Below are 22,963 nucleotides of genomic sequence, written 5' to 3'. Positions count from 1 at the left end.
ACGAGTAAAGCAACAGTACCCCAAAACCTGACAGTCAAATAACCCTCAAGCCCGCCACGCGCGGGCATTTTTTTCACCTGGAGATAACCATGCCCTACGTAGCCATCAACCTGACCAACGATTACGACCCTGACAACAAGACCCGCTTTACCACCCTGGAACAGGCCAGGGAGCGTATCCAAGCCGGCCTGCGCCAGTTCCCCAGCCACCGGTTTGTCACTGCCGAGCTCCTCGAGGAGTTCACCGCCGAAGTCGTGATCACTGGCAGTGAGCCAGCCAAGCCCGATCCGGTACCGGACGAGAGCGCCGAGGCCTGAGCCACACGCTTCACCATACAGCCCGCCCAGCGCGGGCTTTTTTTCGCCTGGAGAAAACCTATGACCACACCCCGCGGTGTCCGCAATAACAACCCAGGTAACATCGATTACAACCCTCGCAACGCCTGGCAGGGGCAGCTGGGCATTGAGGTAGGCGTGGCTAAACCGCGCTTCGCCCGCTTCGACCATCCAGAGAACGGTATCCGCGCCCTGGGCAAGCTGCTGCTCAACTACCGTGGCAAGGATGGGATGCCCGGCGTTGGCCGACCTGGTATCGACACGCCGCTGGAGTTCATCAATCGCTGGGCGCCGGCTAGCGAGAACGACACCAATGCCTACGCGCTGGCCATCGCCAAGCGCCTGGGCGTCGGCGTGCGCGGCCAGATCGACATCTCCAGGCCCCAGATCCTGCGCGAGCTAGTGGTTGGTATCATCGTGCACGAGAACGGCACCAACCCGTATCCGTCGACGCTGATCGATGAGGGCATCCGGCGGGCCCTGGCATGAGCCCCTGGGTCGGTCTGGCGGCTGGCTTGGTCCTAGTGGCCAGCCACTGGGCCGCCTACGAGCACGGCCGGAGTGTAGAGCAGGCGCAAGCCGGCCAAGCCACGGCCCAGCGCGACAGCGGCGACCGTCTTGCCGAGGTGCTTGGTGAGCGCGGCGCCCGTCAGCAGGAACATCAACGCGCCCAGGCGCAGGAGGAGGCGAGAGCCCATGCATATGAAAAACACCAGGCGGCTGATGCTGACGCTGCTGGCGCCGATGCTGCTGGCCAGCGGCTGCGCAACGAAGGCGCCAAGTTCGCCGCCGCCGTCAGTTGCCCCCGCACGGATACCGCCGCTGTCGCCCGAGGCCAGGCAGCCACCCGCGCTGCCATGGTGCTCTCCGACCTGCTCACACGGGCTGATGCTCGAGCGGGAGAGTTGGCGAAGGCTTATGACCAAGCCCGAATAGCGGGAGAGCAGTGCCAGAGTGAATATCAAGCACTTGAAGCGTACTAGCTAGATACGCCTAAACTGATCACTGGTCCGAAGAAAAGAATTGCACATCTTCATAGAAGCATGTGTAGCTAATCTCTAGCTTTAACCTTGTCATTATGTAGTCTCGAAAATCTCCTATTTGCTTATCGTCGAACTCTACCTTGAATAGCTGGACGGAGCCGCTAGTTGGTAATACATAAGGTGGATGGAAAAATTCTGTATAGAATAGCTCGCAATGTGGAATTGATTTGAAGGCTGATTCTATAAGCGCTGTTCCTTGGCCCGCCTGAGGGACGCCGTCTAAATATAAGGTTGACTTAGTGATTTTTGCCGGGCCAAACCCAGTGTTTTTTAAGACTGCAGAGAAGTTACTGCCGTCCTGGCTTACGTCGATAGCTAAGTTCGGCTTGACTGACAGTTTATTGTGGCTCCTGGTCATTCTCGTTTGCCATGCTGCAACTATAAGCGCGCCAATTGACACAGCGAGCGATGTGATCGCGACCCAAGTGGCTGTGCTATCCGAACCAGAATCTATTAGGAAGTAATTAATTTCTGTTAACATTTATACGTTCTCTTTTTGAGAATCCTATCCAAACTATTGAAAAAAGTGAAGATAGGTTAGGCGTCATGGCCTGTACACGGCGGCTCATCCCTGATTGACTTGGGGCTTGGTTAACGTGGGCATGTGCTCCAACGTCTGTTGGTGGCTCCCCTGCAGAAGCGTCACTGGACCTATACTTATGCATCAACAAGGGATTAGCTGATGGACGAAGATGATTTTGCCAAGGCCGTTGAGGCAGGCGAACCGCTCATTGCGCAGTCGATGGAAGCTCTCAAACGGTACTGGGAGGCTAGGGATTACGGTGCGCTAGCCGAGGAGGTAGAGCGTCTGCGGCTCCATTCCGAGTCCTTGGCCCAGGCGGTTTCCGACTACCAGCTTCGCACCGTCGCCAAGCTGATGGGCAGCAAACTGCCCCCTACGCACTAGCGCATCCCGCTTGTCGGCAGTTGCCGGCCCTATCGCAGGCCACTACCATACTGTTCATTTATACAGTATGGAGGCTCCGCCAATGAACACCGCTCTTGACTTCGAAATCGACGACATGCCTCAGCTCAGCCTGGACGATCTGATGCAGGTGCGTGCGCCCTGGACCTACCTGGTCAAGATCGAAGGCGAGAGCATGGAGGGTATCGGCATGTACTCCGGTGACCTGCTGGTCGTTGATCGAAGCGTCAAGGCCAAGCACGGCGATATCGTGATCGCGGCGGTGAACGGCGAACCGGTCTGCAAACGCATGTGCCATGAGCATGGTGTGCTGGTCCTGCGGTCGGAGAACCCCAAGTACCCGTCGCGGTACATCATGGAGGGCGATACGTTCGAGGTGTGGGGTGTGGTCCGGTTCAGCGTCCGGGATCACGACCGTGTAGCAGGATAGGGGTGGGATTCGGCAGAACGCCAGAGGAGGGGCATGCGCTTCGAACGGCCTAGATTATGCCGGATCGGCATCATAGTTGGATGAAAGCTATCGGACCAATTGGCGAACCAACTGATGTGTATCGGTGGGGGAGTGAGGGGAGTTAGGCCCAGCAAAACCTACACATCCCCACCCGCTAAACCCCATGGCATAGCGCATGGTGATGTTTGCTGTGGAGATCAAGTGCTTGTCCTGCGGGGGTTCCAGAGGTGTATTTAGGCCCTCTCGTCAGTTCTGGGCCAATTTTGGGCCATTTCGACTCGGGGCGGCAGCTTCTCCAGCTCCCTCCAGTCCAAGGAGGAGCTGATCCATTTCGCGTAGGTAGAGAGCTACATCTCGACGCTGTAGCCGAGCTGGCTCGCGATGAACGCGGGGTTCATCCCAGACATCAGGCACATGGTTGCGTAGGTGTGGCGGGTGTCGTACTGACGGCGTTCACGGATGTTCAGCGCCTTCAGCGCCGATTTGAAGTGGCGGATTGTAACACTTGGCTCGTTGATCCACAGCCCACCTTTGCTAGGTTGGAACACGAAGGGACTGGTTGGTGCTGACCAGCACTTGGGCTTCGTTTCACTTGAAGATCAGGATTCCCTCAGGTTCCAGTACACGGAAACGCTCGGCAAAGCCTTGGGGGATATCCTCCCGCCATTCACTGGTGAGCACTCTGTACATTGCCCGCATCCAGCGAGCCACGTCGGCCCGGGTCAGATGCGGCGGATCGAACACGACCAAGCGCAAAGCGGCGTCCCCAAGGGCAGACTCCGAAAGTCCATCAGCACATCTGGCTCAACCTTCAGTATCCGGCTGTCGCATCGCTGGTGTTCGTCGTCGCGGATGTCGCCGAACAGGGCGCGCTGGTCTTCCTTGTCGAACCACATCATGCGGCGGGCACTGCATGTGTCGAGCACTTCAACCGCTGCGCTCATCGCGGCCCCCGCAAATCAGGTAGGCCATGTACATCAGGGCTAGGGTCATAGAAGGTGTCCTCCGGCATACCGCAGGGCGTCACGATCTTGTCGAAGCTAATCGCGCGCTTTGATCAGGCCTTGATTGCGGTTGAAATGTTGCGGTGCTCCAACTCGAGGGTAATGGCAACGCATATAATGCGTCAGGATCACCTCGCCCGGCTTCTGGCCGAGCCAAACCCGCCTGGAACGGCATCACGCCGGCCGGGCTATGACTCAGGGAAATGAGACCAATGAAGACCGTTACCAAGGCCGGTATCGCTGGCGCGGTGCTGGCAGTAGTAGGCGCAGCCCACGCCGAGCTGCACGGGGAAGAAGCAGAGATTGCAGCACGGGATGCAGCGGTGCGTCAGTACGCGGCGAAGCTTGAGGCCGATTGGCAGCAGTGCTTGAGAAAGCCGGAGACCAAAACCACCCAGGATTCAGCTCATTGCGCATATGAAATGCGGGAGGCGGCCAAGGACGCGGTGGAAGAGAAGTACCAGAAGGCCCTGGCCACCGCAAAGGGGTATGTCGATGAAGGCTCGCTCCCGAAAAATGTACCGGCCATGATGCCCCAGGCGCAGGCAGCGTGGGAGAAGTTCGTAGAGGCAGATTGCGACGTGGTAGGTGCTCTCGTCACTGGGACCGCGAGTTCTACCTATCAGATAGTGTGCGAGTACAAGCACCAGATACAACGTCTCCACGACTTGGACGAATGGTGATTTTGATGGTGTTTGATAGGCGCAGGTCGTCGTAGTCGGGGCAGTCGCTCGATTTCGAAGCTTCGATGATTTCTCCCAAAGATCTCATGGCTTGACTCCAGCGGCCAGGGCCTCAGCCTCCAGTGGGGTGTACGCCACGCCATCCAACGCGCTGCCTCGTGGTATTTGGCGGGGTTCTGCCACTGGCCCACGTCCTTGACGATCTGCCTCAGCAGCCAGCCTTCTGCTTCGATCCGGTCGGTCATGTCTAGCCCCAGTAGCCAAGGTCTTCGTCAATAGCATCATGCGGATGCCAGGCGCCGAACGTCTTATGCAGAGAGTCGGCCATCTTCCAACTAGCCCACCCTATGACAGCCTTCAAGAAATCTCGAATTTTCCTCACAACTCATACCTCTCATCAATCCAGCGCCCAGGCGCCAGAGCAGGTGGAGGTTCGGGTTGGGTTTCGTGCTGGGAGAGCTGGCGCTGATTGCTGGCCTGCGGCTGGCTGTCGGAAATGCAGCTGATGCCGCCGTAGAATACGTAGCAGGTAACGCCGCGCTCCTCGTCGTGCACACAATTGCCGCCCCTGTCGATGTTCCCGAATGCCTCGACATGAAAGGTTTGCCCGGCGCTTGCGCCTGTGGCCAACAGCAGGAGGCAGAAGGCGAGGCGGGTCATTCGCTCACCTCATCAACGGGCACCACCGTGCCGCCGTTTGTGCGCTGGGCCTACGGATTTCTTGGCCGCCATATCTCGGCACTGATGCGTAAATACACCATTAAAAATGCGTCAGGCATATATACTAGCCGGACAAGTAATTAAGATAATTCAAATTTCAAGAGAGATAGCCACGTGCGCAAAACATACCTAAGCCTGATCGTAGGCGTTGCTGCCACACTTCTGATTCACGGCGCCCTAAAGAGGAAAGAGGAAAATTACGGGGGATCTTGCGATTCAATTGATGATGGAAGGTACGTGCCTGAGGTAACTGGCAAGGCAGCGGCATCATTGTTTGAGGTTAGGCGACGCCTATACGCAGCTGCAATCGCGGTGTTTATTTCATTCGCTTGGAGTATCGCGTGGTGGTTTGAGGGAGACGCTGCGCAATTTTCACGGTCGGGATCTGTTATAACTGTATTTGCCCTTCTTGGCGAATCGCTTTTGGGCGAGGGTGTGAGCAGACTCAACAGGCAGATGCGAAGATCGCATGGCAGTTACTACACGTTGTGGCGCGCTGTTTGCGCCATCGCGGCAGTCTTGGGAACGCTGGTCTGGGGTTACGGTGATCTGTTACATGCCAACCTGATGCCGGAGCCTGTGCCTCAGCCTCAAATTTGCATGCAAACCAATTGAAGCAGAGGCTTCTCTAAGCTGGCTGTTCGCTGGGCACGAGGGGGAACCGAGCCGCTAGTATGGTTTTATGTGGGGCGGGTCAGGCTTTATCGACATAGCGCAGCAGTGAATAGAGAGAAAGGGGGTATAGCGGAGTGTAGTACATTTGTACTCCTATTAGGCTTTCAGCGTATTACCTGCCTTCGCCAGCTCGGCTGTTACACGCTGACGCCAATCCGCGCCGTGCCTTAGGGTGTGCCCGAGAGGCCAGTGAATCACGACGGCCTGCTTGACTTCGGCATTGGGTGCGATCGTGAGCCCCATAATACGTAGAGCCTTGGCGATGTGGTGGCAAGTAAGGTTCGGGCGTCCGAGGATTTCGCGAAGGTCGCTGCTGAGCGCTGGAATGATTGTGGTGTTCCAGTCAGCTAGCTTGGTGTGCAGTTCCAAATTCTCGGCCTGAATACATCTATCCTGGATGTCAGCGTCATCGTGGATCGTCAATGCCAGCTGCAGCTCTGCGATTTCCAGCAGCTGATTGATGTCGGCGCTATCGACATAGGTCCAGCCCAACAATCGGCAGCCCAGCCTGCTCAAGGTTACCTATACCTAAAGGTGAGGTGTTTCCTAGCATGACTAGATCACAAAGTGTTGCGTACTTGGCTGAGCTGAAAAGACCACCGTTGCAGTCGATGATCTTTAGTGATGGTGAGGTCTATCGGTGATCTGCCTGGAAAAATGATACTGATAGTTTCCCCAGTTGCGTTTATATTTACGGTGTTACAATTAGGTCAGATATCTTGGGTCGAATTTGGTCGAAGACTTCGATCGGTGAAGCACTTTTGAGTACGCAGAAGCTTACGTAAAAGGAATGTGCCTGCAGCGAAGTAAAGAGGATATGGAGGCTAGTTATAATTAAACCCACATGGAGGCGTTTTCACCTCCTTCAAAGAATTCGGTTGGATATGGAAGCGTTCATGTTTTGAGTACGGCAGGTGGTGGCTACTGGCTCAGCGCCATGCTTTGCGGCGATTGGCGATTTTTGATGTAATGCCCGACCATTTCACAGGAAGGAACCTTATGAAGCACACCATGATTGGCGCAATTTTCGTCGCCGTTACTGCGCTGTTGCTGAGCGGCTGCTTTGGCTCAACAGAAGAGCAAAAAGCAAAGGCGCAGCAGGAATCCAGCGACAGGCTATGGGACATCCCACCTCCGAAGACACCAGATAAGGGTTTCAAGCCCTGATGGGGGATTTCTAACGCCGCCTATCTCTAGGCGGCGTTTTTCGTTTGGGTGCTGGCGGGCAGCGCCGCAGGGTTAGGCGGCAGCGCGAACTACGAAGCTCAGGATGGCAGTGGCGTCGTCGTTGAAACACTCGGCCAGGTTTTGATACGTCCGATACTTCGAGTTTTTCCAGCTTGCTCCAGTCGGAGCTTGGGTTGAGCCAACGGCATAGGTCGATATCAGCATGTAAACGCTGTGACCCAGCTGTTGGGCTATGAATGCGGGACTTAGAACAGAGGCAGTCGGCGTATGGCCTGGCGAACTGGATAGCACGCAAAGCCTGATCGTTCAGCAGCACACAAGTCCCTTTCTGTCTTCGTTCCTTCCTCTATCTTGCTTAGGGCGACTCTCCTTATGACTTGCTGCATCCTCTTCTGCAGATTGATCCCATCCCATCGGCTGGCATGACGTCTATCGGTACATTAGCTACGTCTTTAATCTTACTGCGCTGCGAGAGGGCGAGAGTCGCAAAGAATGCGCCATCTGACGGAAGTGCAGCGCACACGCCGACCTCGTGGGAATTCATTGCGCGTTGCTCGCTCAAGTTGATCCTCCTTGAGCATCCAAGCCCAAGTCCATGGGCTTTCCAGCAACGGACCGGGGCGGGTCGTTGGGAGACAACGCTACGACGGCATGAGGCCGTACGGTTACGGGTGATGCGTCCAGGGGGATAGGTGGTCATCCTTGGAAGTCTGTGCAGGATTGCCTTAGAGTTTGCGCTTTACTCAAGCCTTCAAAGGAATGACTCCATGGTCACCTGCCATGTTCGTTATGTGATTGATCCCTACCAGCTTCCCGCTTTTGAGGCGTATTCCCGTCACTGGATCGCTCTGGTCGAGCGCATGGGAGGCCAGCACCATGGCTATTTCCTGCCTTCTGAGGGGGCGAGCAATGTCGCCTATTGCCTGTTCAGCTTCGAGAGCCTTGCTGCCTATGAGCAGTATCGACAGCAGGCGGCAGGCGATTCGGCATGTATGGAATTGGTCAAGGAGGCCAGCGACAGGAAATTCATTCTGAGTTACGAGCGAAGCTTCTTGCGCCCAGTGTTCGAGTAGTAAGCAGATTTCCTTGTATCAGCCCAGCTCTGTTCTGGGCTTTTCGCATCTGGGCTGGGCCACGCCGCCTTGTGGTAGATTCCCGGCATCATCAAGGAGGGATCAAATTCGAATCTTGATCGGGGCAATGGGTTTGGCTTTGCTAGCGGGATGCATGGCTCCAACCATGAATGAAGCTCGTCAGGCTGGTCCCTATAAAGTTCTGAGATCGACCAAAACTGACGCCGCGCTGGCGAAGTGTGTCCAGTACGAATGGCAAAATCAGCCGATTTTTGGTGGAACACCTGGCGCCACTCTTCAAGCAGGCCGCGATGTCGGCTATACCGTCTTCACGCAAGTATCAGAGTATTTCGTAGACATCCAGCCAGCACCGAGTGGGTCTGAAGCAAAGTACTACGTGGTGCTGGGGAACTGGATCGCAAAAAAGCGCCTGTCAGCATTGCAAGGCTGTCTGTAGCGGTTCCGTCGAGCGCGCAGATGCCGGGCTGATACGGTCTCGACTTTCAGGAGATAGAAAATATGCGAAACATCATAGTCGGGTCGGGCTTGGCATTGCTGGCGGGGTGTGCGAGCGTTGGCGACACCCGAAGCAATCCGCCACTGCTGGACTTGAAGTCGTCAAGGCCACCCCAGCAGGTTGCCGAGTGCATCCGAGATGCCTGGCAGAACACCACGGTGCTGGGGGTAAGTGTCGGCGGTATCTTGCAGACATCTGGCGACCGCTACGCTGTCTTGGCGCCTGACGCGCAGACGCCTATCCATTTGGTCGATGTGGCATCAGCACCAAGTGGTTCGACTGTCCGTTATCACTTCTATCGCACCTGGCAGTCACCGCTGGAGCGCGTGACAGATGCGGTCAGGTCATGCGCCGGTTGACCTATCCGGGGTGGATAGCTTTTCAATGGTCGCTGACTGCTACCGAGCGCGTGGTGGCCACGCTCAAGGCCACGGTGCCCGCCACTGAGGAGTACAGCATCAATGAATGCTGTGGCGTGCTGCATTCCTTAACCTGAGAACACATAATGCAGCACAGAGGACGCACGACAGGGTGCGGCTCAAGGCACGAAAGGACGGCCAATGACCGAGAAGGAGGAGCTGGAGCTTGAGAAGCTCCAAGCTGAAATTCACAAGCTCACCGCCGAGGCGCGAAAATTGATCGCCGAGGCCAACAAAATGAAGCGCGAGACGCTGTTTTACCCCTTTGTCGCGGTGGGAGGGCTAGTCACCGTCATCGTTACCGCTGCGGCCTTCATTCAAAAGCTCTAGCCTCCCGTCCTGAGAAACAGGCTTGCGCCGAGTGGTCTTGAGCTTTACGCCAATTCGGCCGACACTATCGCCATAGGGTCTAGCAACAGGCGTGACCTGGCATCACAAGCGAGGGCGACCATGAGCCATGATCAAGTTATCAAGCAGATGAAAGAGAACCTGGCACAGCTGGGCAGTGAGGTCCGCGAGGGCACGCAGCACCAAGCGCGCAGCATCTTTCTGTCGGCTGCTGCGGGCGCAGTCTTCGCTTTGGCGACGAGCTGGGTAGCGTTCAAGCTCTTTTCCTGATCGGTCGGGGCCGTTACCGGCAAGCCCCAACCCGATAGCCTGCTTGGTTTTCTCGAGAGCACCCAGGCCTGTCTGGATCGCGCTTCATTCTGCTCCTGTAAACCCTGCTAGAGTCGCTCCGATATCTCTATCAAGTTGAGATCCGGGTCGCGCACATAAACGGATCGGATAGGTCCCGTGGCGCCGGTGCGTTGAACGGGGCCCTCGATAATTGGCCACTGCTGTGCTTCTAGATGGGCCACGACTTTCTCAAGGCTGATCGAGGCGATGAAGCAGAGGTCCAACGCGCCTGAGACTGGCAAGTGAGCCTTGGGTTCGAATTCGTGGCCACGCACGTGTACGTTGATCTTTTGCTCACCGAAGCGCAAAGCCAAGCGCCCGGCACCGAAAATTTCCAGGTTCATGCCCATGACGCGGGTATAGAAATCCTTGCATGCCTCGACATCGATGGTTGTCAAAACGAGGTGATCCAGATGGTTGATCATTTCACTGCCTCCCTGGGTGAGCAGTTGGTTTTCGATGAAGGTTTCGTAATGGTCAATGAGCGCACCAGTAGCACCCCACGGCTGCAGTGCTAGCCGGGCAAGCTCAGGTGCAGCAAGGGGAACGGGCGGCCCTCACCATCGAGAGGGGAGCGGCCTGTTTGGATAAAACCATAATGCAGATAGAACCCGACCGCTTTCGGATTCTGCTCATTCACATCAACGCTAATTTGGCCGCGTGAACTCCGGGCGTGATCCAGTAGCGCGCGGCCGATGCCTTCACCTCGCCGATTGGGTTCGATAAACAGCATTTCTACGTGGCTTACGTTAAGCCCGATGAACCCAAGCGGGCCGTTTACGGCATCCTCTGCCATCCATAATTCGACAGCCGGCAGGTAGCTATCGCGCAGTTGAGCAAACAACGCCTCGATATCGGCTTCCTGTAGGAAATGGTGAGTGGCACGAACGGCGCGCAGCCAAAGGTCGAGCAACTGCGGATGGTCGGTATTAGTAGCCTGGCGAATGATCATGGCATCATCCTTAACGGGTGATAGCGGAAAAAGAGGGGTGGCAGGGAAGATAGTGAGTCTAAGCGTGGCACATCGGTATGGTGGCCGAACGAGCAGCGCCTGGAGCGTGGTTTTGACGAGGCCAATTGTAAGGTATGGCTCATCCACTGTATTTGACCTGACGTGACCTGATGAAAAATTATCGATATCTGCTCATGGCCACTGTCGTGCTTTCGAGCTGCACTGCGCAACCTGTACGGCCGGTTATGGGTGAGGCTCAGTACAAGGGTTTTGCGCTGTCATCCATTACAGGTGAGCAGTGCGCGCTCACTGGGATGCTGGATGTCGACCTGGCCGCCGCCAATAGTGTGATGCTCGAGGCGCGAGCTGCGGCGTTCGAGTATGACCCAGCAAGGATGGAAATTGAGCGTCGGCAAGCCGCTATCGACCTGCAGCGTGGGCATGGCGTGACTGAGCCTGTCTGTCATGCGCTTGCTTATGAGGTATTGAGAGCGCTGGCGGTGCGCAGGATCGAAGATCAGTCAGCGCTGCAGCACAAGCGCATGACCTTGCAGGCAATGAAGCAGGCGCGCGGTGTTCTTCCCTGACCTACTGATAACCGGGACATAGTAGCTGATGGCCGCAATTTTCCGGCACACGTCAATTCATGCGGATACAAGGCGCGGTGAATCAGAACGACGACAGAGACTGCGATCGTTTGAGTGCAGCACAGGTGGTGATAAACGTGCAGGCCATGCTTAGGCGGTTTCAGAGATGGTTTACACCAGCGCGCAAACGATGGGCGGGGGGGGCATTGATCGTTATCGCGTTGGTGGGTATGGCAATGAATCCCGCGAGCAGGTGGCCTTGGGTGTTGGCGACAGGCGTGATATGGCTGCTCGCGGCCTGGTTACCCAGAAGATGACAGATCGTTAGTCGCAACTGCTGGTGCTCGATCCGCTGTCGCTAGCGTGGCTGTCCCCGATAGGGCGCTATTGCTGACGTGATGGCAGTCGTAGTGTAACCGTCCGGCAACCACATCTTCCCCGCACGACTGCTGAAGGCCATGGAGCCCCCTAAGTTTGAGTGGACACCATTTCTGGTCCATCAAGCGGATTTCCTATGCAGCCTCGTTTTCTGGGCTCGTGCAATCGCTAGTTGGTCTGCGATGACTTTGCAGGTTACAACGCCAGCTTCGTACAGGGCTTGTTCGACATTGGCTGTATGGTCCATGCCCGTCGCAAATTCTTTGACCTGTTCGCTTCGAATGTGCCCATCCATAACAATCAGGGGGGAAATCAGATTCGCCCATGGGCCCTCGGTCGTTCGAACTGGCTCCTTGCCAGGTCGTTACGCAGCGGTAAACGGGCAGCGGCGATCATGAGCCTGATCCAGTCAGCACGGCTGAATGGACATGATCCATACGCCTACCTGAAAGACGTCCTTAGTCGTCTGCCAACCCAAAGGGTAAGCGAGTTTCCTGATCTGCTTGCGCATACGTGGGCGCCTGAAGCGAGATGAGCCGCTTCCAATTGCGGCTACATATCTGTAAATTCGCATATGCGTAGAATCGAATATAAAGGTTGGTCATGCTCATTCAGCCGCCTATTTTCTTTAAATGCCTTGGTGACGAAACCCGCGCCCGGATCATGCTCATGCTCGCAGCTGAGGGTGAGCTGTGCGTCTGTGAACTGGTTTGGGCACTCGACGACAGCCAGCCGAAGATCTCACGCCACCTGGCTCAGCTTCGTACCTGCGGGCTGCTGGAGGACCGTCGGCAGGGCCAATGGGTTTACTACCGTCTTCATCCGGAACTGCCTCTATGGGCACTGGATGTACTTCAGGCGACGCTCGAGGCTAACCGCACTTGGCTCGGTGATGACCAAGGTCGCCTTGCTTCCATGGAAGGTCGCCCGGTACGCCAGGTTTCCTGTTGCTAAGTGTTATTGGAGACCCGAGATGTTGCTGGCAGTGTCTATTTTTCTGGTAACGCTGGTACTGGTGATCTGGCAACCCCGAGGGCTTGGCGTGGGTTGGAGTGCGTCTGCCGGAGCGGTGGTCGCGTTGCTAACTGGCGTTGTTGCGCTCAGTGATATCCCGGTGGTCTGGCACATTGTGTGGAACGCAACGGCGACGTTCATTGCGGTGATCATCATCAGCCTCCTGCTGGATGAGGCAGGCTTTTTCGAGTGGGTAGCGCTTCATGTGGCTCGTTGGGGGAGAGGCAGCGGGGCACGCCTGTTTGCACTAATGGTACTCTTGGGTGCAGCTGTCTCGGCCCTGTTTGCTAATGATGGCGCAGCATTGATTCTGACCCCCATTGTCATCGCAATGCTTACGGCGCTGCGCTTTAGCCCGGCAGCAACCTTGGCTTTCGTGATGGCTGCCGGCTTCATTGCCGACACTGCCAGCTTGCCGCTGGTTGTCTCGAACCTTGTGAACATCGTCTCTGCCGATTTTTTCGACATCGGATTTGGTCAGTACGCCTCGATTATGTGGCCGGTGAATCTGGCCAGTGTCGGGGCGACGCTAGGCATGCTTTGGTTGTTTTATCGAAAAGAGGTACCGCTGGCGTACTCACCCGAAGAACTACCGCGACCAGAAGAGGCCATCAAGGATCGCCATACGTTCATTGCTGGCTGGTGGGTGTTGCTGCATCTGCTAGTCGGTTTGTTCGCCCTTGAGCCCCTAGGCATACCGATCAGTGCTGTCGCCGCTGTATGCGCACTGGTGTTGCTGATAATTGCCGCGAAAGGGCATGTGATCTCGACCCGCAAAGTCATGCTCAACGCACCCTGGCAGGTCGTATTGTTTTCACTTGGCATGTATCTGGTGATCTACGGCCTGAAGAATGCAGGGCTGACAGAAGGACTCGGCTCATTGTTCGGCACCTTCGCCGATCATGGTCTGTGGGTTGCGACACTCGGCACCGGTTTCACGGCTGCGCTGCTGTCATCTGTCATGAACAACATGCCCAGCGTGCTGATTGGTGCCTTGTCGATTCAGGACAGTGGCGCGACGGGGCTCGCCCACGAAGCCATGGTGTACGCCAACATCATCGGCTGCGACCTTGGCCCCAAGATAACCCCCATCGGTAGTCTGGCGACGCTGCTGTGGCTGCATGTCCTGGCTCAGAAAAACATCCGCATCACTTGGGGTTACTACTTCAAGGTTGGCTGCGTAATCACTTTCCCCATTCTGCTGCTGACACTGGCAGCCCTTACCGTGCGCTTGAGCATCAGCACGTAGGAGTAACTTATGAAGATGCTGTTCATGTGTACGGCCAATAGCTGTCGCAGCGTCCTGTCCGAAGGACTGTTCAACCATGTTGCGCCGGACGGCTTCACGGCCATCAGTTCGGGCAGCCTCCCCAGCGGCAAACTCAATCCCCGTGCGGTGAGCACGCTGCAAGGACTGGGTGTCGAAACGTCCGCCCTTTATAGCAAGGGATCAGAAGCGTTCGCGGACTCGCCACCCGATATCGTGATCACTGTGTGCGACAAGGCAAGTGGCGAAGCCTGTCCGGTGTATTTTGGCCCGGCCATCAAGAGCCACTGGGGGCTGCCTGACCCATCGGAAGTGGATGGCAGCGACGAGGCTATTCAGGTCGCATTCGACGCAACGGTTGAACACATCAAAAGGCGGTTCGCAGCGTTATTCGCGTTGGATCTGAAGACACTTCAAGGCGACGACCTGAGGCAGGCTTTGGATCGGATTGGAGCATTGTGATGAACGAGTTCGATATCGACTCTGCCGAGGCCTTTCCTGCCCTCGATCTGTTGCTGATGGATCTGCCCACTGCCGATAAGCTTAACCTGGCTGATGCGTCGAACGTCAAACCACGCATCCTTCTGCTCTATGGATCGACCAGAGAGCGTTCGTTCAGTCGTCTCTTGACGCAAGAGGCCGCTAGACTGCTCCAGTATATGGGCGCCGAGACGGTGATTTTCGATCCGTCAGGTTTGCCCTTGCCGGATGACGCGCCAGTCGAACACCCGAAGGTACAAGAGCTGCGTAATCTGGTGCTGTGGTCAGACGGACAGGTATGGTGTTCCCCCGAGCGTCATGGCGCTATGTCCGGGGTATTCAAAGCGCAGATCGATTGGATTCCTTTGACCCTGGGTGCCGTGCGGCCCACCCAAGGCAAAACACTCGCGGTGATGCAGGTGTGCGGCGGGTCTCAGTCATTCAACGCTGTGAACCAGATGCGTGTGTTAGGTCGATGGATGCGCATGCTGACCATCCCGAATCAGTCGTCCGTGCCGAAGGCGTATCTGGAGTTCGACGATGCTGGCCGAATGAAACCTTCGCCGTATTATGACCGCGTGGTCGATGTGATGGAGGAACTGGTGAAGTTCACGCTGCTGGTTCGTGGCCGTGAGGGCTATTTGGTAGATCGATATTCGGAGCGAAAAGAAAGCGCTGAAGCTCTATCGGCCAGGATAAATCAACGCTCCATCTAGGAATCGCTTGGATGGGATGTCAGCCATTACGCAACTTCAATTGCAACGTGTAATGGCTGGTGCGCTTACGTCGTAGCTTCGTATCGAGCAGGTTGTGGCCAGGCGCGTGGTCTCGTCGTTGTCCATGAAGGGCACGGAGGAGGGAGGGCTGATCTGGCTGGAGTCGGTTGAACGGTTGAGTTCAGCGTGCCCTGGCTTATCTGTGCGCTTGAACAAGCGGGTCAAGAAAGCAGGCATGACTAGTCCTTTCTTAAAAGCCTGTTGAGCAGCCCCTCTTGGTGCACATTGTCGTAGCACCCAGGTTGATTAGGTGGCGTGGCGTCACAGGGGATATTTCGTTGATCCCAGCGACTTCCATAGGGGCTGTTGAAATAATGATTGCACCCCGTAAGCAGGGTCACCACCAGCCCGATCAGTAGACCTTTATTCATTGCACATTCAGCCCTCAAATGTCCCACGTAGTACGGTACTGGCAACTGGCAGGGCAGATTAAAGTCGAATCGGATAGGTCCGTTGACTCAGCGGTAAGTTTCGCCCCTTTACGCAGCCAGCGCGCGTCATCTCCCATCGTTCAACGTTCAACGTTCAACGTTCAACGTTCAACGTTCAACGTTCAACGTTCAACGTTCAACGTTCATAATGCCGCTGATAAACACGCTTTCTACAAGAAGCCGACCAAGCGCATGCTCTCGAATTCTGACACCTAGTGAGATGCCTGATCGGCCACCGCCAAAGCATATTAGCCATTGACCCGCACCGCCAGCAAAGCCCGTTCCTTGCGCAACGGCTTGAGCAGGCCTGGCTGCTCTCCGATTTTCATGAACAGATAGTAGTCTCCGCGCTCGCCAAGGAGAATGCGATAGACCTGGGCAGTTCTGTCGGTGCTGGGCGAAGTCAATTTGTCCACGAGCAGTGTGTAAGTGGTGACACCCAAGGTGCTCAAGGCCTGTGCAACTTCGGTATCGATTTTCGCCCGCCATTTCTGCATGACGTGCCGGTGCGCCATGACCGTCAGGGCGATCGCCAACAGTGGCAACACCGCAGCTGCGAAGAAGGTCAGTAACGAATTCATGATTGATGCTCGCGGTAGATGAGCAGTGCGTCCAGGCATCGCTAATGGCGCCCTATTGCGACAGCCCAGCATTATGGCACCGACGTTCCCGCTCGTCTGATCGATGAGGTTCGATGCCATATTTCGCTAGTAGCCCAAGCGGCAGGCGGCTAATGTCCCTCGTAGCGGCCATTAGACTAAAGTATTAGGAGGCGCGATGCGGATACGCGGCAGTGTGTTCTGGTCCTGGGCTGACCCTACGTTGCACCATCGCGCGCACGAAGAGACATTAAGCGACAAGACGTCGATTAATGTACAGGTTCGTCTGTCCCGAAAAGGCCTCGTTCAGCTGTTCATAGGTGTCTATGCCCCTGGCGGCGTGCCTGTCTATGAGGAGGCGTTCGACGACCGCCCAAAGGAGTCCATGTCCCGGGCATTGGCCTGGGGCGTCATGAGGGCCCGCGAAGTGGCTTCTTTCAATTCCCAGAGCATCCCCAAGAGCGGTCATGGAACATGATGGCTGCCGATACGTCTGAACTGCTGAGCGCAACAAATGCCCAACGTTTCACACGTTGAGGAGTTTGAACATGACTGAACAGCAACCTGAACCCAAAAAAGATCAGGTACCGGCTCACGCCACCGAGGAGGAAAAAGCGCGACTCAAGGACAAGAACAAGGATGGCATTCCGCCTGGAGTCGCCTGACAGTTTTTACCGGGCATGAACTTCTGAATGCCACCGCTTATCTGATTCAGGCGCCGGGTCATTCGGCTCAGGTCAGTCGTTATTCAAGCGGAAAGTTGCGTATGTTTTCAGAGGACTTCTACGGTATCTACCTTGTTGTGGAGGCGGTGGTGGCTTTCGTCGTGCTGGCGATCGCTGCTCATTGGAGTCAGGGTACTTGAGGGTGCGAGACGGCACGGGTCAATCCTGTGCCGTCTGCAGCTGCATCTCTGGGGATTTATTTGAGCCAACTACCCGCTCAACCCCTGATCATCTCCAGCCGTTCGCGGCCTGCTTCGGTAATCGCGTTCTCGCCCTCGTCACTGATGCGGTACCGTCCCGATGGCAGCTTGTGAATCGAGAACCGCACCAGCCCGCTGCGGGCAAGCGCTTGTCCGGCTTCATAACTCATTGCATTTTCCAGATCGTAAACCTTGATCTCACCAATCTTGAAACGTGAAAACGCAATGAGTGCTGAATCGATGACGTCTTGGCTGACGGAATGAACGTGTTCCATTTGACTTCCCAGTTCGTGAGTGGCCCGGTCCATGGACATAAGCAACGGACCTTGGCAGTTCGTCGAAAGGCGAACGCTACTACGCTTGGTACGAGACGTGTACTGGGTTTGCATCCACGCTGGATGCAAACCCAGCGACATGACCGCGGCACTGGGAGTGCCCGATGCTTTTCCCCACGACAGCTAACTGAATACTGTAGTAGCAGCCAAGCGCGTAGAGGCGTCATGAGCACTTTGCTTTTGACGCACTCAACCGCAATACTTCGCGTATTCAATCGGAGGAAAGTGCGTGGAAACAAGAAGTGCTGTAGCTGAAATGTTCATTGGCATCCCAACACATTTCTGGGTATTGCCCGTGGCAGGCCTGATCGCGTATTACGGCGTCAAATGGTCAGCCAGGCCTACACCACGCGCGCACTGGATCAAAGGGGCAGCCTACTTGCTGCTGATCGCCCTGGCCTTGATCCCGAACGCACTTTACGCGCTCATGCCGCCTGCCCCCGGTCCTGAGCAGCTCATCGACAACCACCCTATGCCCAACTATGCCGGCCGCTTCTACCTGGACCTGTTCTACGTATTCGGCGGCTGGGCGCTGAGCAAGGTGGTCAAGCTCAGGTTTCATTGAGACGATCTTCGGGGGATGGGATTGTACTCAATGCGTCACTTGTTACGCACGGCAGGGCTAAGTGAGCTCTGCATCTTGGTTGCCACCTCCCGCAGGGCTTCGGTTACCTGTGCAAGGGCTTCAATGTGTGCGTTCACGTCGATCTGATCCGGATGAGCACCCCGCGCCTGCATGAAACGCGCATGGCCGTTCATGGCTTTGCCAAGTTCTTCTAGATGATCTGCGGTTTTGACCAAGTCCGATTTGATGCAGTCAAGTGATTCCATGAACATGTTGACTCGATGGGCGATGCGTTCAACGTTAGCATGTTTGTCAGCCGCTGCGCTTGGCCCGGCTTCCAGCAACGGAAGGGAACGCCTGTGCCCACGCTCTTTCTCCACCTGCCTACGACCCCAATCAGGAGGGTGCTTGATCTTCGGATTGCACCATTAGAACCGATCCCTGAGCGTCAATACCCAGCAAGGCCGGGCCACTATCAACACGCGTTTCGGCAAGCGCTGTATCAGGGGAGCGAAAGATCTGCTGACGCTGCTCGGGGCTCACGAGGGTTATCAGCTTACCGTTCTGGTAAAACAACCGCGTTTGTTTAGACGACTCGTTCATGGGCTCGGCATCCTTGGCTGAAGGGTTCGCGTGCCGGGATTGGCCTGATGACATTGCCACCCTATACCTGCCCTTGCTACTGGCAGAACTGTCAGGCGACAACCTGCACAGCGCCGCCTACTCTATCAAGCGTTCCGGGTTGAAGAAAAAAGAGGCGATCAGAACTGCGGCGATAACCCCGCTGGCGTCAGCCAGGAACAACGACAATGAGTGACTGTTGCCTACTGTTGCGCCCAGGCCTGTAGCAAAATTCACCCCATGCGGGAATGCAGCGACCATCAGCAGCACGCTGGCCAGCAGGCAAGCGAGCAGCTTCATGTACAACCTGCCGAACGCCAGCCCGTAGGTCCAGAACACCAGGATGCACACCACGGCCAGACCGGTCGATGTTGCAAATTGTGCAAGCACTTCTAGCCACCACACCATGTAGGACTCCAGCGAATCGCCCAATTAAATCAGTCAAGCAGTGCCCACATTTGTGTGGCTGTGCATGATTGCTCATCAGAAACAAGACAGGCTGCATTCGTTCCGCACGCCGGTAAAAAAGGGCAACCGTGATGTTTCCGGAATTCGACGATGGTCCATTCCTCCTTGGCCCTTTCACTTGCTAAAATGCCCGCGACTGATCGAGGCCAAAGAAATGCCTAACTTCCTGTATGTCGTGGCGGCGCTGTGTGTAGCACTCGTGGGCTGCGCCTCACCCGGAAAGCCCACTGCAAGCAAGCTCACATCCAAAACGCCCCAGCAATATGCCGCCTGCGTTATGCCGCAATGGCAGGCCTTGGCACCCAATTCAACGCAGAAATCCATCCCCCATGGCGTACGCATGACGGCGCCTAGTGCGGTGACGACCGATGATGTGCTGGAGGTGATCGAGTCGGGGGAGGGTAGCCGCGCGACATTCTATAAAGGCAGCTTTCTGTCGGGCGACAAGCTGAGGGTGGCGGCACGCGAATGCCTTGAGTGACAGGTGCGTCAGGCGGGTTTGCAGGCGGGCGTGATCGCAGGAAAAAGGGCGGTCCTTCGCCTATTCAAGAGCGTGGTAGTTGCGGCGCGCCGTTCATTGAAGCAGTGCAGGCTTGCGTGCGGTTTTGCGGCGTACTACATTGCATACCCAGCGCTTGCCACACCGGTAAGGCGCGCGGATGAACGTCAGGTCAGCGATCAACCTGGCCCCTTGTGCCTTCAGGGCTTGTGCGAGTTGTGCGAGCGTCTCAGCTTCGATAGTCATGATTCACCTCGTCAGTTTCTTGCAGCGTTCACAAGTGTTGACCGGTGCCGATTCGCAGTAATTCAGTTCCATTACGGTTAGTCGCTTTGTCATAAGCACCCCCCGCACGCTGCCTTTTCATTTCCGAGTAGCGGTATGCCCAGCCTGTACACCCTCATGCCATCGCTGGTTGGCACGCTGACCCTTGTCTCTCGGGATCAAAGGCTGATCGCCGTGCTGTGGGAGCAGGAGCGGGAAAACAGAGTGCGTCTTGGTCCGTTGCAGCGTGACGATCACTGCCCCGTTCTGATCGAAACCGCACGTCAACTGACCGAATACTTCGCCGGCTCACGTCAGTGTTTCGATCTGGCCCTGGAATTCTCTGGGACGGCGTTTCAGCGTCGAGTGTGGGACGCATTGCTCTGCATACCCTTTGGTGAAACCCGCACGTATGGTCAGATCGCCCAGCAGATCGGCAACCCCAGTGCCGTGCGGGCGGTAGGCGCTGCCAATGGCCGCAATCCGATTTCGATCATTGCGCCCTGTCATCGTGTGATAGGGACTGGCGGTGGGCTCACCGGCTTTGCCGGTGGCCTGGCCGCCAAACAACTGCTATTGGCCCTCGAAGGCCGGCAAACGTTGCCACTGGACTTGCGGCTTCAGCCCAGCCAGTAGGCGCCAACGCACGACAGTGCAGTCAGAAATGTACCTACCATGAGTGAATACTCCCAGCGCACACGGCGCAATCGTGCCTGAACAGCCCGCAGGTATTGACCTGGGGCAGGCGCATCACGGCGATGGCGCATGCCCTCGGCAATGTCAGCCACCTGGCCATCGATTAGCAATCCGATCACGTAGTAGCTTAGCCCGTAGCTCGCCAGTGCCAGTACCAGGTAAATCACGCGGGCGCATCCAGCGGCATCACGCTGGCAGTGCCAGCCTCGGTGTCCAGCAGCAGCAGGCCTTCGCTGTGGGAGTCCAGGCAAGCCAGCAGGCGACCCTCACTGTCCCACGCCGCAGAACCACCGGCCGCCAGGAACTCGCCGGCGGGTCCAACGCAGTTGGCCATCAGCACGGTCAGGCCCAGTTCGCGCGCCACCTGCGGATAATGCATGTGTCCTTCGCTTACGCCTTTTGCCGTCTTGGCCACACTCACCAGATAGATGTCTGCCCCTCGTTCTTGTGCCGATGCAGCATGTGCCATGAACATCGATTCATAGCAGATGGCGGGCGCAATTCGGTGATGCGCCGCCTGAATCAGCGAGGTGCTCACCCCTGCGTTGAAGTAGGGCAGTTCATCTTCGTGCAGACGCTGTTTTGCATAGGCTTGGCGCGGGGCGCCCGGGGTGAAGATCGGCATGCCGATCTGGATGCCGTTCGGGGTTGGCAACGGCAATCCCGCCGCAACGAGGATGCCCAGGCGGTCACTTGCCGCCTGCAGCGGGTCCAGGCGTGGGGAGCCCAAAGGCAGCGCAGCCTGACGGGCAATGGTAGGTTCGTAACCGGTCAACGACAACTCGGGAAAGACGATCACGGCAGCGCCCAGCCTCGCAGCCTGTTCGATGCAGGCCAGATGACGCCCGACGTTGGCCGCCACATCGCCCTTGAATGAACCCAGTTGTGCAGCGCACAGATTCATGACACTTCCTTCCCTGGCACGTGATCGCCGAGCATACTCCCGACCAGCCGCTTGTGCCATGCTGCCCAGGCAAAGGCCTAGAAAGTCTTTGTCTACTTGCAAAGGAATAAGGTCATGCAGCGTTTCCAGCTTGTCGGTGCCAATGTTCAAGGTCGGGATCTGGCCGTTGGAGACATACACGGCCATTTCGACCGGTTGCAGCAAAGCCTGGACGCCGTCGGTTTCAACAAGGAAAAGGATCGGCTATTCAGCGTCGGCGACCTGGTCGATCGCGGGCCCTTTAGCCGGGCAGCCCTGCATTGGCTGGAGCAGCCATGGTTTTATGCGGTCCAGGGCAACCACGAGTCGCTGGCGATCAACCTGGTCCGTGGCGGCCGGCTGGACCTGGCCATTTACCGTGCAGCAGGGGGTGGGTGGTTCATCGATTCGACGGCCGCTGAGCAGCTGCGCTTCGTCGAGCATTTCGAACAGATGCCGATCGCCTTGCAGGTCGAGTCGGCAAGCGGCCCCATTGGCCTGTTGCATGCCGACAGCCCGTTCGACGACTGGTCCACCCTGCGTACCTGGCTCGAACTGGACGATGACCCAGACGTGCTTGAAACCTGCCTGTGGTCAAGGCGACGTTTGAAGCAGGCCGATACCACGCCCGTAAAAGGGTTGCGCGCCCTGCTGGTCGGTCATACCACTGTCCAGTCTGTCAGGCAGCTGGGCAATGTGTGGCACCTGGATACCGGGGGATGGACCAGTGGGCATTTCAGCCTGATGGACCTGCGTACACTGATGCTGGTCAACGCCAGCCCAGCGTGATCAGCAAACCGATGCCGAGCAGTAGCAACACGAGGCCTGACAGCCGTTCGAGTAAGGGCAGGGCACTGCTGAATCGCCGCAGTACCCGCGGGTGGCCTATGCTGACAGCGACCAGCAGGTCCCAGGCAAGCACCGCGCAGAACATCCAGATGCCGTACGAAAACAGCCACATAGTAGAGCTGCCCGCTACCAGGCTGGCCAGGCTTGCGTAAAACAACCCATTTTTTGGATTGAGCAGGCCGGACAGCAGGCCCATCTGCAGGTTGCGCCACCAGGTGGGTGCGCTGCTGGCCGAAGTCGGGGACACGCTGGTACTGCCGGCATGACGCAGAAACGCAATACCCAGATAGACCAGGTAAACCGCACCGGCCAGTTGCAACAGCTCGAACAGCGCGCTGCCCTCGTGCAGTATGGACACCCCGGTGAAGGCCAGCACGATGAATACCCCGTTGCCCAGGGCAATGCCCACGCATGCGCCGCTGGCCACGCGCCAGCCACTGGCAATTGCGGTTCGGGCAATCAGGAAGAAATCCGGCCCGGGCGACAACAGCGCCAGGAAGTGGGCAAGGGCAATCAGGATAAATGCTTGCATGGTCGCAGGTGGCTCGGCGCTTGAGATCAGTTGCCTGAGTGTGCGAGTGCAGGCACGCTGCGTATTGAACAATATTGCAGGTGGTGACCGCG

General features: G+C 56.8%; 36 protein-coding genes and 3 pseudogenes. 23 read left to right on the top strand and 16 right to left on the bottom strand.

The genetic code is table 11. From position 1 onward, the window contains the following. Positions 1 to 89: 89 nt before the first annotated feature. From CRP40_RS08085 to CRP40_RS08075, 3 genes are read left to right on the top strand one after another with little or no spacing between them, the layout of a single operon-like run. On the top strand, positions 90 to 317 hold the full coding sequence (locus tag CRP40_RS08085; RefSeq protein WP_027916401.1) for a hypothetical protein: 228 nt from the start codon (positions 90 to 92) through the stop codon (positions 315 to 317). 60 nt (positions 318 to 377) lie between these two features. Continuing rightward, positions 378 to 824, top strand: a complete 447-nt coding sequence (locus CRP40_RS08080; RefSeq protein WP_027916400.1) for a structural protein P5 — start codon at positions 378 to 380, stop codon at positions 822 to 824. After that, complete coding sequence (locus tag CRP40_RS08075) at positions 821 to 1,318, top strand: DUF2514 domain-containing protein (protein ID WP_081728236.1); 498 nt, start codon at positions 821 to 823, stop codon at positions 1,316 to 1,318. The genes CRP40_RS08080 and CRP40_RS08075 overlap by 4 nt, the downstream gene beginning before the upstream one ends. A 19-nt stretch (positions 1,319 to 1,337) precedes the next feature. On the opposite strand, the gene CRP40_RS08070 is transcribed toward CRP40_RS08075, so the two are convergent. Beyond that, positions 1,338 to 1,859, bottom strand: coding sequence for a hypothetical protein (locus CRP40_RS08070; RefSeq protein WP_027916399.1), 522 nt, complete (start codon positions 1,857 to 1,859; stop codon positions 1,338 to 1,340). A gap of 201 nt (positions 1,860 to 2,060) precedes the next feature. Here CRP40_RS08070 and CRP40_RS08065 point away from each other — a divergent pair, with 201 nt between their 5' ends. Together CRP40_RS08065 and CRP40_RS08060 are read left to right on the top strand one after the other, a co-directional pair. After that, positions 2,061 to 2,285: a hypothetical protein gene (locus tag CRP40_RS08065; RefSeq protein WP_027916398.1), complete on the top strand. Its 225-nt coding sequence runs from the start codon at positions 2,061 to 2,063 to the stop codon at positions 2,283 to 2,285. 82 nt (positions 2,286 to 2,367) lie between these two features. Continuing rightward, positions 2,368 to 2,733 (top strand): S24 family peptidase, encoded by a 366-nt coding sequence (locus CRP40_RS08060; protein ID WP_027916397.1) that lies wholly within the window; start codon positions 2,368 to 2,370, stop codon positions 2,731 to 2,733. Between the two features lie 254 nt (positions 2,734 to 2,987). Here CRP40_RS08060 and CRP40_RS22330 read toward each other — a convergent pair. Continuing rightward, positions 2,988 to 3,302, bottom strand: a pseudogene (locus tag CRP40_RS22330) (integrase). Between the two features lie 43 nt (positions 3,303 to 3,345). Next, a pseudogene (locus CRP40_RS08050) lies at positions 3,346 to 3,698 on the bottom strand (SAM-dependent methyltransferase); the annotation flags it as partial. 272 nt (positions 3,699 to 3,970) lie between these two features. Here CRP40_RS08050 and CRP40_RS08045 point away from each other — a divergent pair. Continuing rightward, positions 3,971 to 4,441 (top strand): lysozyme inhibitor LprI family protein, encoded by a 471-nt coding sequence (locus CRP40_RS08045; RefSeq protein WP_027916396.1) that lies wholly within the window; start codon positions 3,971 to 3,973, stop codon positions 4,439 to 4,441. Between the two features lie 378 nt (positions 4,442 to 4,819). On the opposite strand, the gene CRP40_RS22170 is transcribed toward CRP40_RS08045, so the two are convergent. Then, positions 4,820 to 5,101, bottom strand: coding sequence for a hypothetical protein (locus tag CRP40_RS22170; RefSeq protein WP_027916395.1), 282 nt, complete (start codon positions 5,099 to 5,101; stop codon positions 4,820 to 4,822). Between the two features lie 831 nt (positions 5,102 to 5,932). After that, positions 5,933 to 6,352, bottom strand: coding sequence for a hypothetical protein (locus CRP40_RS08035; RefSeq protein WP_141400902.1), 420 nt, complete (start codon positions 6,350 to 6,352; stop codon positions 5,933 to 5,935). A 483-nt stretch (positions 6,353 to 6,835) separates the two neighbouring features. On the opposite strand from CRP40_RS08035, the gene CRP40_RS21940 reads away from it, so the two are divergent. The 6 genes from CRP40_RS21940 (at position 6,836) to CRP40_RS21935 (ending at position 9,651) form a co-directional block, all read left to right on the top strand. After that, the gene (locus tag CRP40_RS21940) at positions 6,836 to 7,003 is read left to right on the top strand and encodes a hypothetical protein (protein WP_155952745.1); all 168 of its coding nucleotides are present in this window, start codon (positions 6,836 to 6,838) and stop codon (positions 7,001 to 7,003) included. Positions 7,004 to 7,791: 788 nt separating this feature from the next. After that, on the top strand, positions 7,792 to 8,097 hold the full coding sequence (locus CRP40_RS08025) for an NIPSNAP family protein (protein ID WP_027916394.1): 306 nt from the start codon (positions 7,792 to 7,794) through the stop codon (positions 8,095 to 8,097). A gap of 166 nt (positions 8,098 to 8,263) precedes the next feature. After that, positions 8,264 to 8,554: a hypothetical protein gene (locus tag CRP40_RS08020; protein ID WP_225806690.1), complete on the top strand. Its 291-nt coding sequence runs from the start codon at positions 8,264 to 8,266 to the stop codon at positions 8,552 to 8,554. Between the two features lie 62 nt (positions 8,555 to 8,616). Next, entirely contained in the window at positions 8,617 to 8,973 is a 357-nt protein-coding gene (locus tag CRP40_RS08015; RefSeq protein ID WP_027916392.1) for a hypothetical protein, read from the top strand. Between the two features lie 201 nt (positions 8,974 to 9,174). Continuing rightward, complete coding sequence (locus CRP40_RS08010; protein ID WP_027916391.1) at positions 9,175 to 9,363, top strand: hypothetical protein; 189 nt, start codon at positions 9,175 to 9,177, stop codon at positions 9,361 to 9,363. A 120-nt stretch (positions 9,364 to 9,483) separates the two neighbouring features. Beyond that, a complete protein-coding gene (locus CRP40_RS21935) occupies positions 9,484 to 9,651 on the top strand; it encodes a hypothetical protein (RefSeq protein WP_165919287.1) in 168 nt (55 codons plus the stop codon). 107 nt (positions 9,652 to 9,758) lie between these two features. On the opposite strand, the gene CRP40_RS08005 is transcribed toward CRP40_RS21935, so the two are convergent. Further along, positions 9,759 to 10,136 (bottom strand): VOC family protein, encoded by a 378-nt coding sequence (locus tag CRP40_RS08005; RefSeq protein ID WP_027916390.1) that lies wholly within the window; start codon positions 10,134 to 10,136, stop codon positions 9,759 to 9,761. A gap of 89 nt (positions 10,137 to 10,225) precedes the next feature. After that, on the bottom strand, positions 10,226 to 10,663 hold the full coding sequence (locus CRP40_RS08000; RefSeq protein ID WP_027916389.1) for an acetyltransferase: 438 nt from the start codon (positions 10,661 to 10,663) through the stop codon (positions 10,226 to 10,228). A gap of 170 nt (positions 10,664 to 10,833) precedes the next feature. Here CRP40_RS08000 and CRP40_RS07995 point away from each other — a divergent pair, with 170 nt between their 5' ends. The 6 genes and pseudogenes from CRP40_RS07995 to arsH all read left to right on the top strand — a co-directional run bounded on the left by CRP40_RS07995 (position 10,834) and on the right by arsH (position 15,105). Further along, a complete protein-coding gene (locus CRP40_RS07995) occupies positions 10,834 to 11,250 on the top strand; it encodes a hypothetical protein (RefSeq protein WP_028687865.1) in 417 nt (138 codons plus the stop codon). A gap of 526 nt (positions 11,251 to 11,776) precedes the next feature. Beyond that, a pseudogene (locus CRP40_RS07985) lies at positions 11,777 to 12,163 on the top strand (transposase); the annotation flags it as partial. A 68-nt stretch (positions 12,164 to 12,231) separates the two neighbouring features. Further along, positions 12,232 to 12,582, top strand: coding sequence for a metalloregulator ArsR/SmtB family transcription factor (locus CRP40_RS07980; RefSeq protein WP_027916387.1), 351 nt, complete (start codon positions 12,232 to 12,234; stop codon positions 12,580 to 12,582). 19 nt (positions 12,583 to 12,601) lie between these two features. Beyond that, positions 12,602 to 13,891 (top strand): arsenic transporter, encoded by a 1,290-nt coding sequence (locus tag CRP40_RS07975; protein WP_027916386.1) that lies wholly within the window; start codon positions 12,602 to 12,604, stop codon positions 13,889 to 13,891. A gap of 9 nt (positions 13,892 to 13,900) precedes the next feature. Beyond that, on the top strand, positions 13,901 to 14,371 hold the full coding sequence (locus CRP40_RS07970) for an arsenate reductase ArsC (RefSeq protein WP_027916385.1): 471 nt from the start codon (positions 13,901 to 13,903) through the stop codon (positions 14,369 to 14,371). Then, positions 14,371 to 15,105 (top strand): arsenical resistance protein ArsH, encoded by a 735-nt coding sequence (gene arsH / locus CRP40_RS07965; protein ID WP_027916384.1) that lies wholly within the window; start codon positions 14,371 to 14,373, stop codon positions 15,103 to 15,105. Before CRP40_RS07970 ends, arsH begins: the two co-directional genes overlap by 1 nt. Before the next feature lie 739 nt (positions 15,106 to 15,844). Here arsH and CRP40_RS07950 read toward each other — a convergent pair. Next, the gene (locus CRP40_RS07950; RefSeq protein ID WP_027916382.1) at positions 15,845 to 16,177 is read right to left on the bottom strand and encodes a hypothetical protein; all 333 of its coding nucleotides are present in this window, start codon (positions 16,175 to 16,177) and stop codon (positions 15,845 to 15,847) included. Between the two features lie 196 nt (positions 16,178 to 16,373). Between CRP40_RS07950 and CRP40_RS22165 the strand changes: the two genes are divergently transcribed. Further along, a complete protein-coding gene (locus CRP40_RS22165; RefSeq protein WP_027916381.1) occupies positions 16,374 to 16,673 on the top strand; it encodes a hypothetical protein in 300 nt (99 codons plus the stop codon). A gap of 464 nt (positions 16,674 to 17,137) precedes the next feature. On the opposite strand, the gene CRP40_RS07940 is transcribed toward CRP40_RS22165, so the two are convergent. Continuing rightward, complete coding sequence (locus tag CRP40_RS07940; protein WP_027916380.1) at positions 17,138 to 17,395, bottom strand: hypothetical protein; 258 nt, start codon at positions 17,393 to 17,395, stop codon at positions 17,138 to 17,140. Between the two features lie 316 nt (positions 17,396 to 17,711). On the opposite strand from CRP40_RS07940, the gene CRP40_RS07935 reads away from it, so the two are divergent. Further along, on the top strand, positions 17,712 to 18,020 hold the full coding sequence (locus tag CRP40_RS07935; RefSeq protein WP_027916379.1) for a hypothetical protein: 309 nt from the start codon (positions 17,712 to 17,714) through the stop codon (positions 18,018 to 18,020). A 35-nt stretch (positions 18,021 to 18,055) separates the two neighbouring features. Here CRP40_RS07935 and CRP40_RS07930 read toward each other — a convergent pair whose 3' ends face one another. The 3 genes from CRP40_RS07930 to CRP40_RS07920 all read right to left on the bottom strand — a co-directional run bounded on the left by CRP40_RS07930 (position 18,056) and on the right by CRP40_RS07920 (position 19,049). Further along, the gene (locus tag CRP40_RS07930) at positions 18,056 to 18,292 is read right to left on the bottom strand and encodes a hypothetical protein (protein ID WP_305955242.1); all 237 of its coding nucleotides are present in this window, start codon (positions 18,290 to 18,292) and stop codon (positions 18,056 to 18,058) included. 124 nt (positions 18,293 to 18,416) lie between these two features. Then, complete coding sequence (locus tag CRP40_RS07925) at positions 18,417 to 18,623, bottom strand: hypothetical protein (protein WP_027916378.1); 207 nt, start codon at positions 18,621 to 18,623, stop codon at positions 18,417 to 18,419. Positions 18,624 to 18,740: 117 nt separating this feature from the next. Beyond that, positions 18,741 to 19,049: a hypothetical protein gene (locus CRP40_RS07920; protein ID WP_023533881.1), complete on the bottom strand. Its 309-nt coding sequence runs from the start codon at positions 19,047 to 19,049 to the stop codon at positions 18,741 to 18,743. Between the two features lie 214 nt (positions 19,050 to 19,263). Here CRP40_RS07920 and CRP40_RS07915 point away from each other — a divergent pair, with 214 nt between their 5' ends. Continuing rightward, complete coding sequence (locus CRP40_RS07915) at positions 19,264 to 19,590, top strand: hypothetical protein (RefSeq protein WP_027916377.1); 327 nt, start codon at positions 19,264 to 19,266, stop codon at positions 19,588 to 19,590. 93 nt (positions 19,591 to 19,683) lie between these two features. On the opposite strand, the gene CRP40_RS21930 is transcribed toward CRP40_RS07915, so the two are convergent. Continuing rightward, positions 19,684 to 19,854, bottom strand: coding sequence for a hypothetical protein (locus CRP40_RS21930; protein ID WP_023533860.1), 171 nt, complete (start codon positions 19,852 to 19,854; stop codon positions 19,684 to 19,686). Positions 19,855 to 19,989: 135 nt separating this feature from the next. Between CRP40_RS21930 and CRP40_RS07910 the strand changes: the two genes are divergently transcribed. Beyond that, complete coding sequence (locus CRP40_RS07910; protein WP_027916376.1) at positions 19,990 to 20,508, top strand: methylated-DNA--[protein]-cysteine S-methyltransferase; 519 nt, start codon at positions 19,990 to 19,992, stop codon at positions 20,506 to 20,508. Here the strand turns inward: CRP40_RS07910 and CRP40_RS07905 are convergent. Then, complete coding sequence (locus CRP40_RS07905) at positions 20,493 to 20,735, bottom strand: hypothetical protein (protein ID WP_027916375.1); 243 nt, start codon at positions 20,733 to 20,735, stop codon at positions 20,493 to 20,495. The genes CRP40_RS07910 and CRP40_RS07905 overlap by 16 nt on opposite strands. After that, complete coding sequence (locus CRP40_RS07900; protein ID WP_027916374.1) at positions 20,732 to 21,472, bottom strand: carbon-nitrogen hydrolase family protein; 741 nt, start codon at positions 21,470 to 21,472, stop codon at positions 20,732 to 20,734. The genes CRP40_RS07905 and CRP40_RS07900 overlap by 4 nt, the downstream gene beginning before the upstream one ends. Positions 21,473 to 21,586: 114 nt before the next feature. On the opposite strand from CRP40_RS07900, the gene CRP40_RS07895 reads away from it, so the two are divergent. Further along, on the top strand, positions 21,587 to 22,279 hold the full coding sequence (locus tag CRP40_RS07895; protein WP_027916373.1) for a metallophosphoesterase: 693 nt from the start codon (positions 21,587 to 21,589) through the stop codon (positions 22,277 to 22,279). Here the strand turns inward: CRP40_RS07895 and CRP40_RS07890 are convergent. Next, positions 22,260 to 22,871, bottom strand: coding sequence for a LysE family translocator (locus CRP40_RS07890; RefSeq protein WP_027916372.1), 612 nt, complete (start codon positions 22,869 to 22,871; stop codon positions 22,260 to 22,262). The genes CRP40_RS07895 and CRP40_RS07890 overlap by 20 nt on opposite strands. Positions 22,872 to 22,963 lie beyond the last annotated feature (92 nt).

It is taken from the genome of Pseudomonas sp. URMO17WK12:I9 (assembly GCF_900230165.1).
Classification (GTDB): Bacteria; Pseudomonadota; Gammaproteobacteria; order Pseudomonadales; family Pseudomonadaceae; genus Aquipseudomonas; species Aquipseudomonas fulva.
Note: the sequence above shows the minus strand (reverse complement) of the source record. Positions and strands in the feature narration are given on the sequence as shown.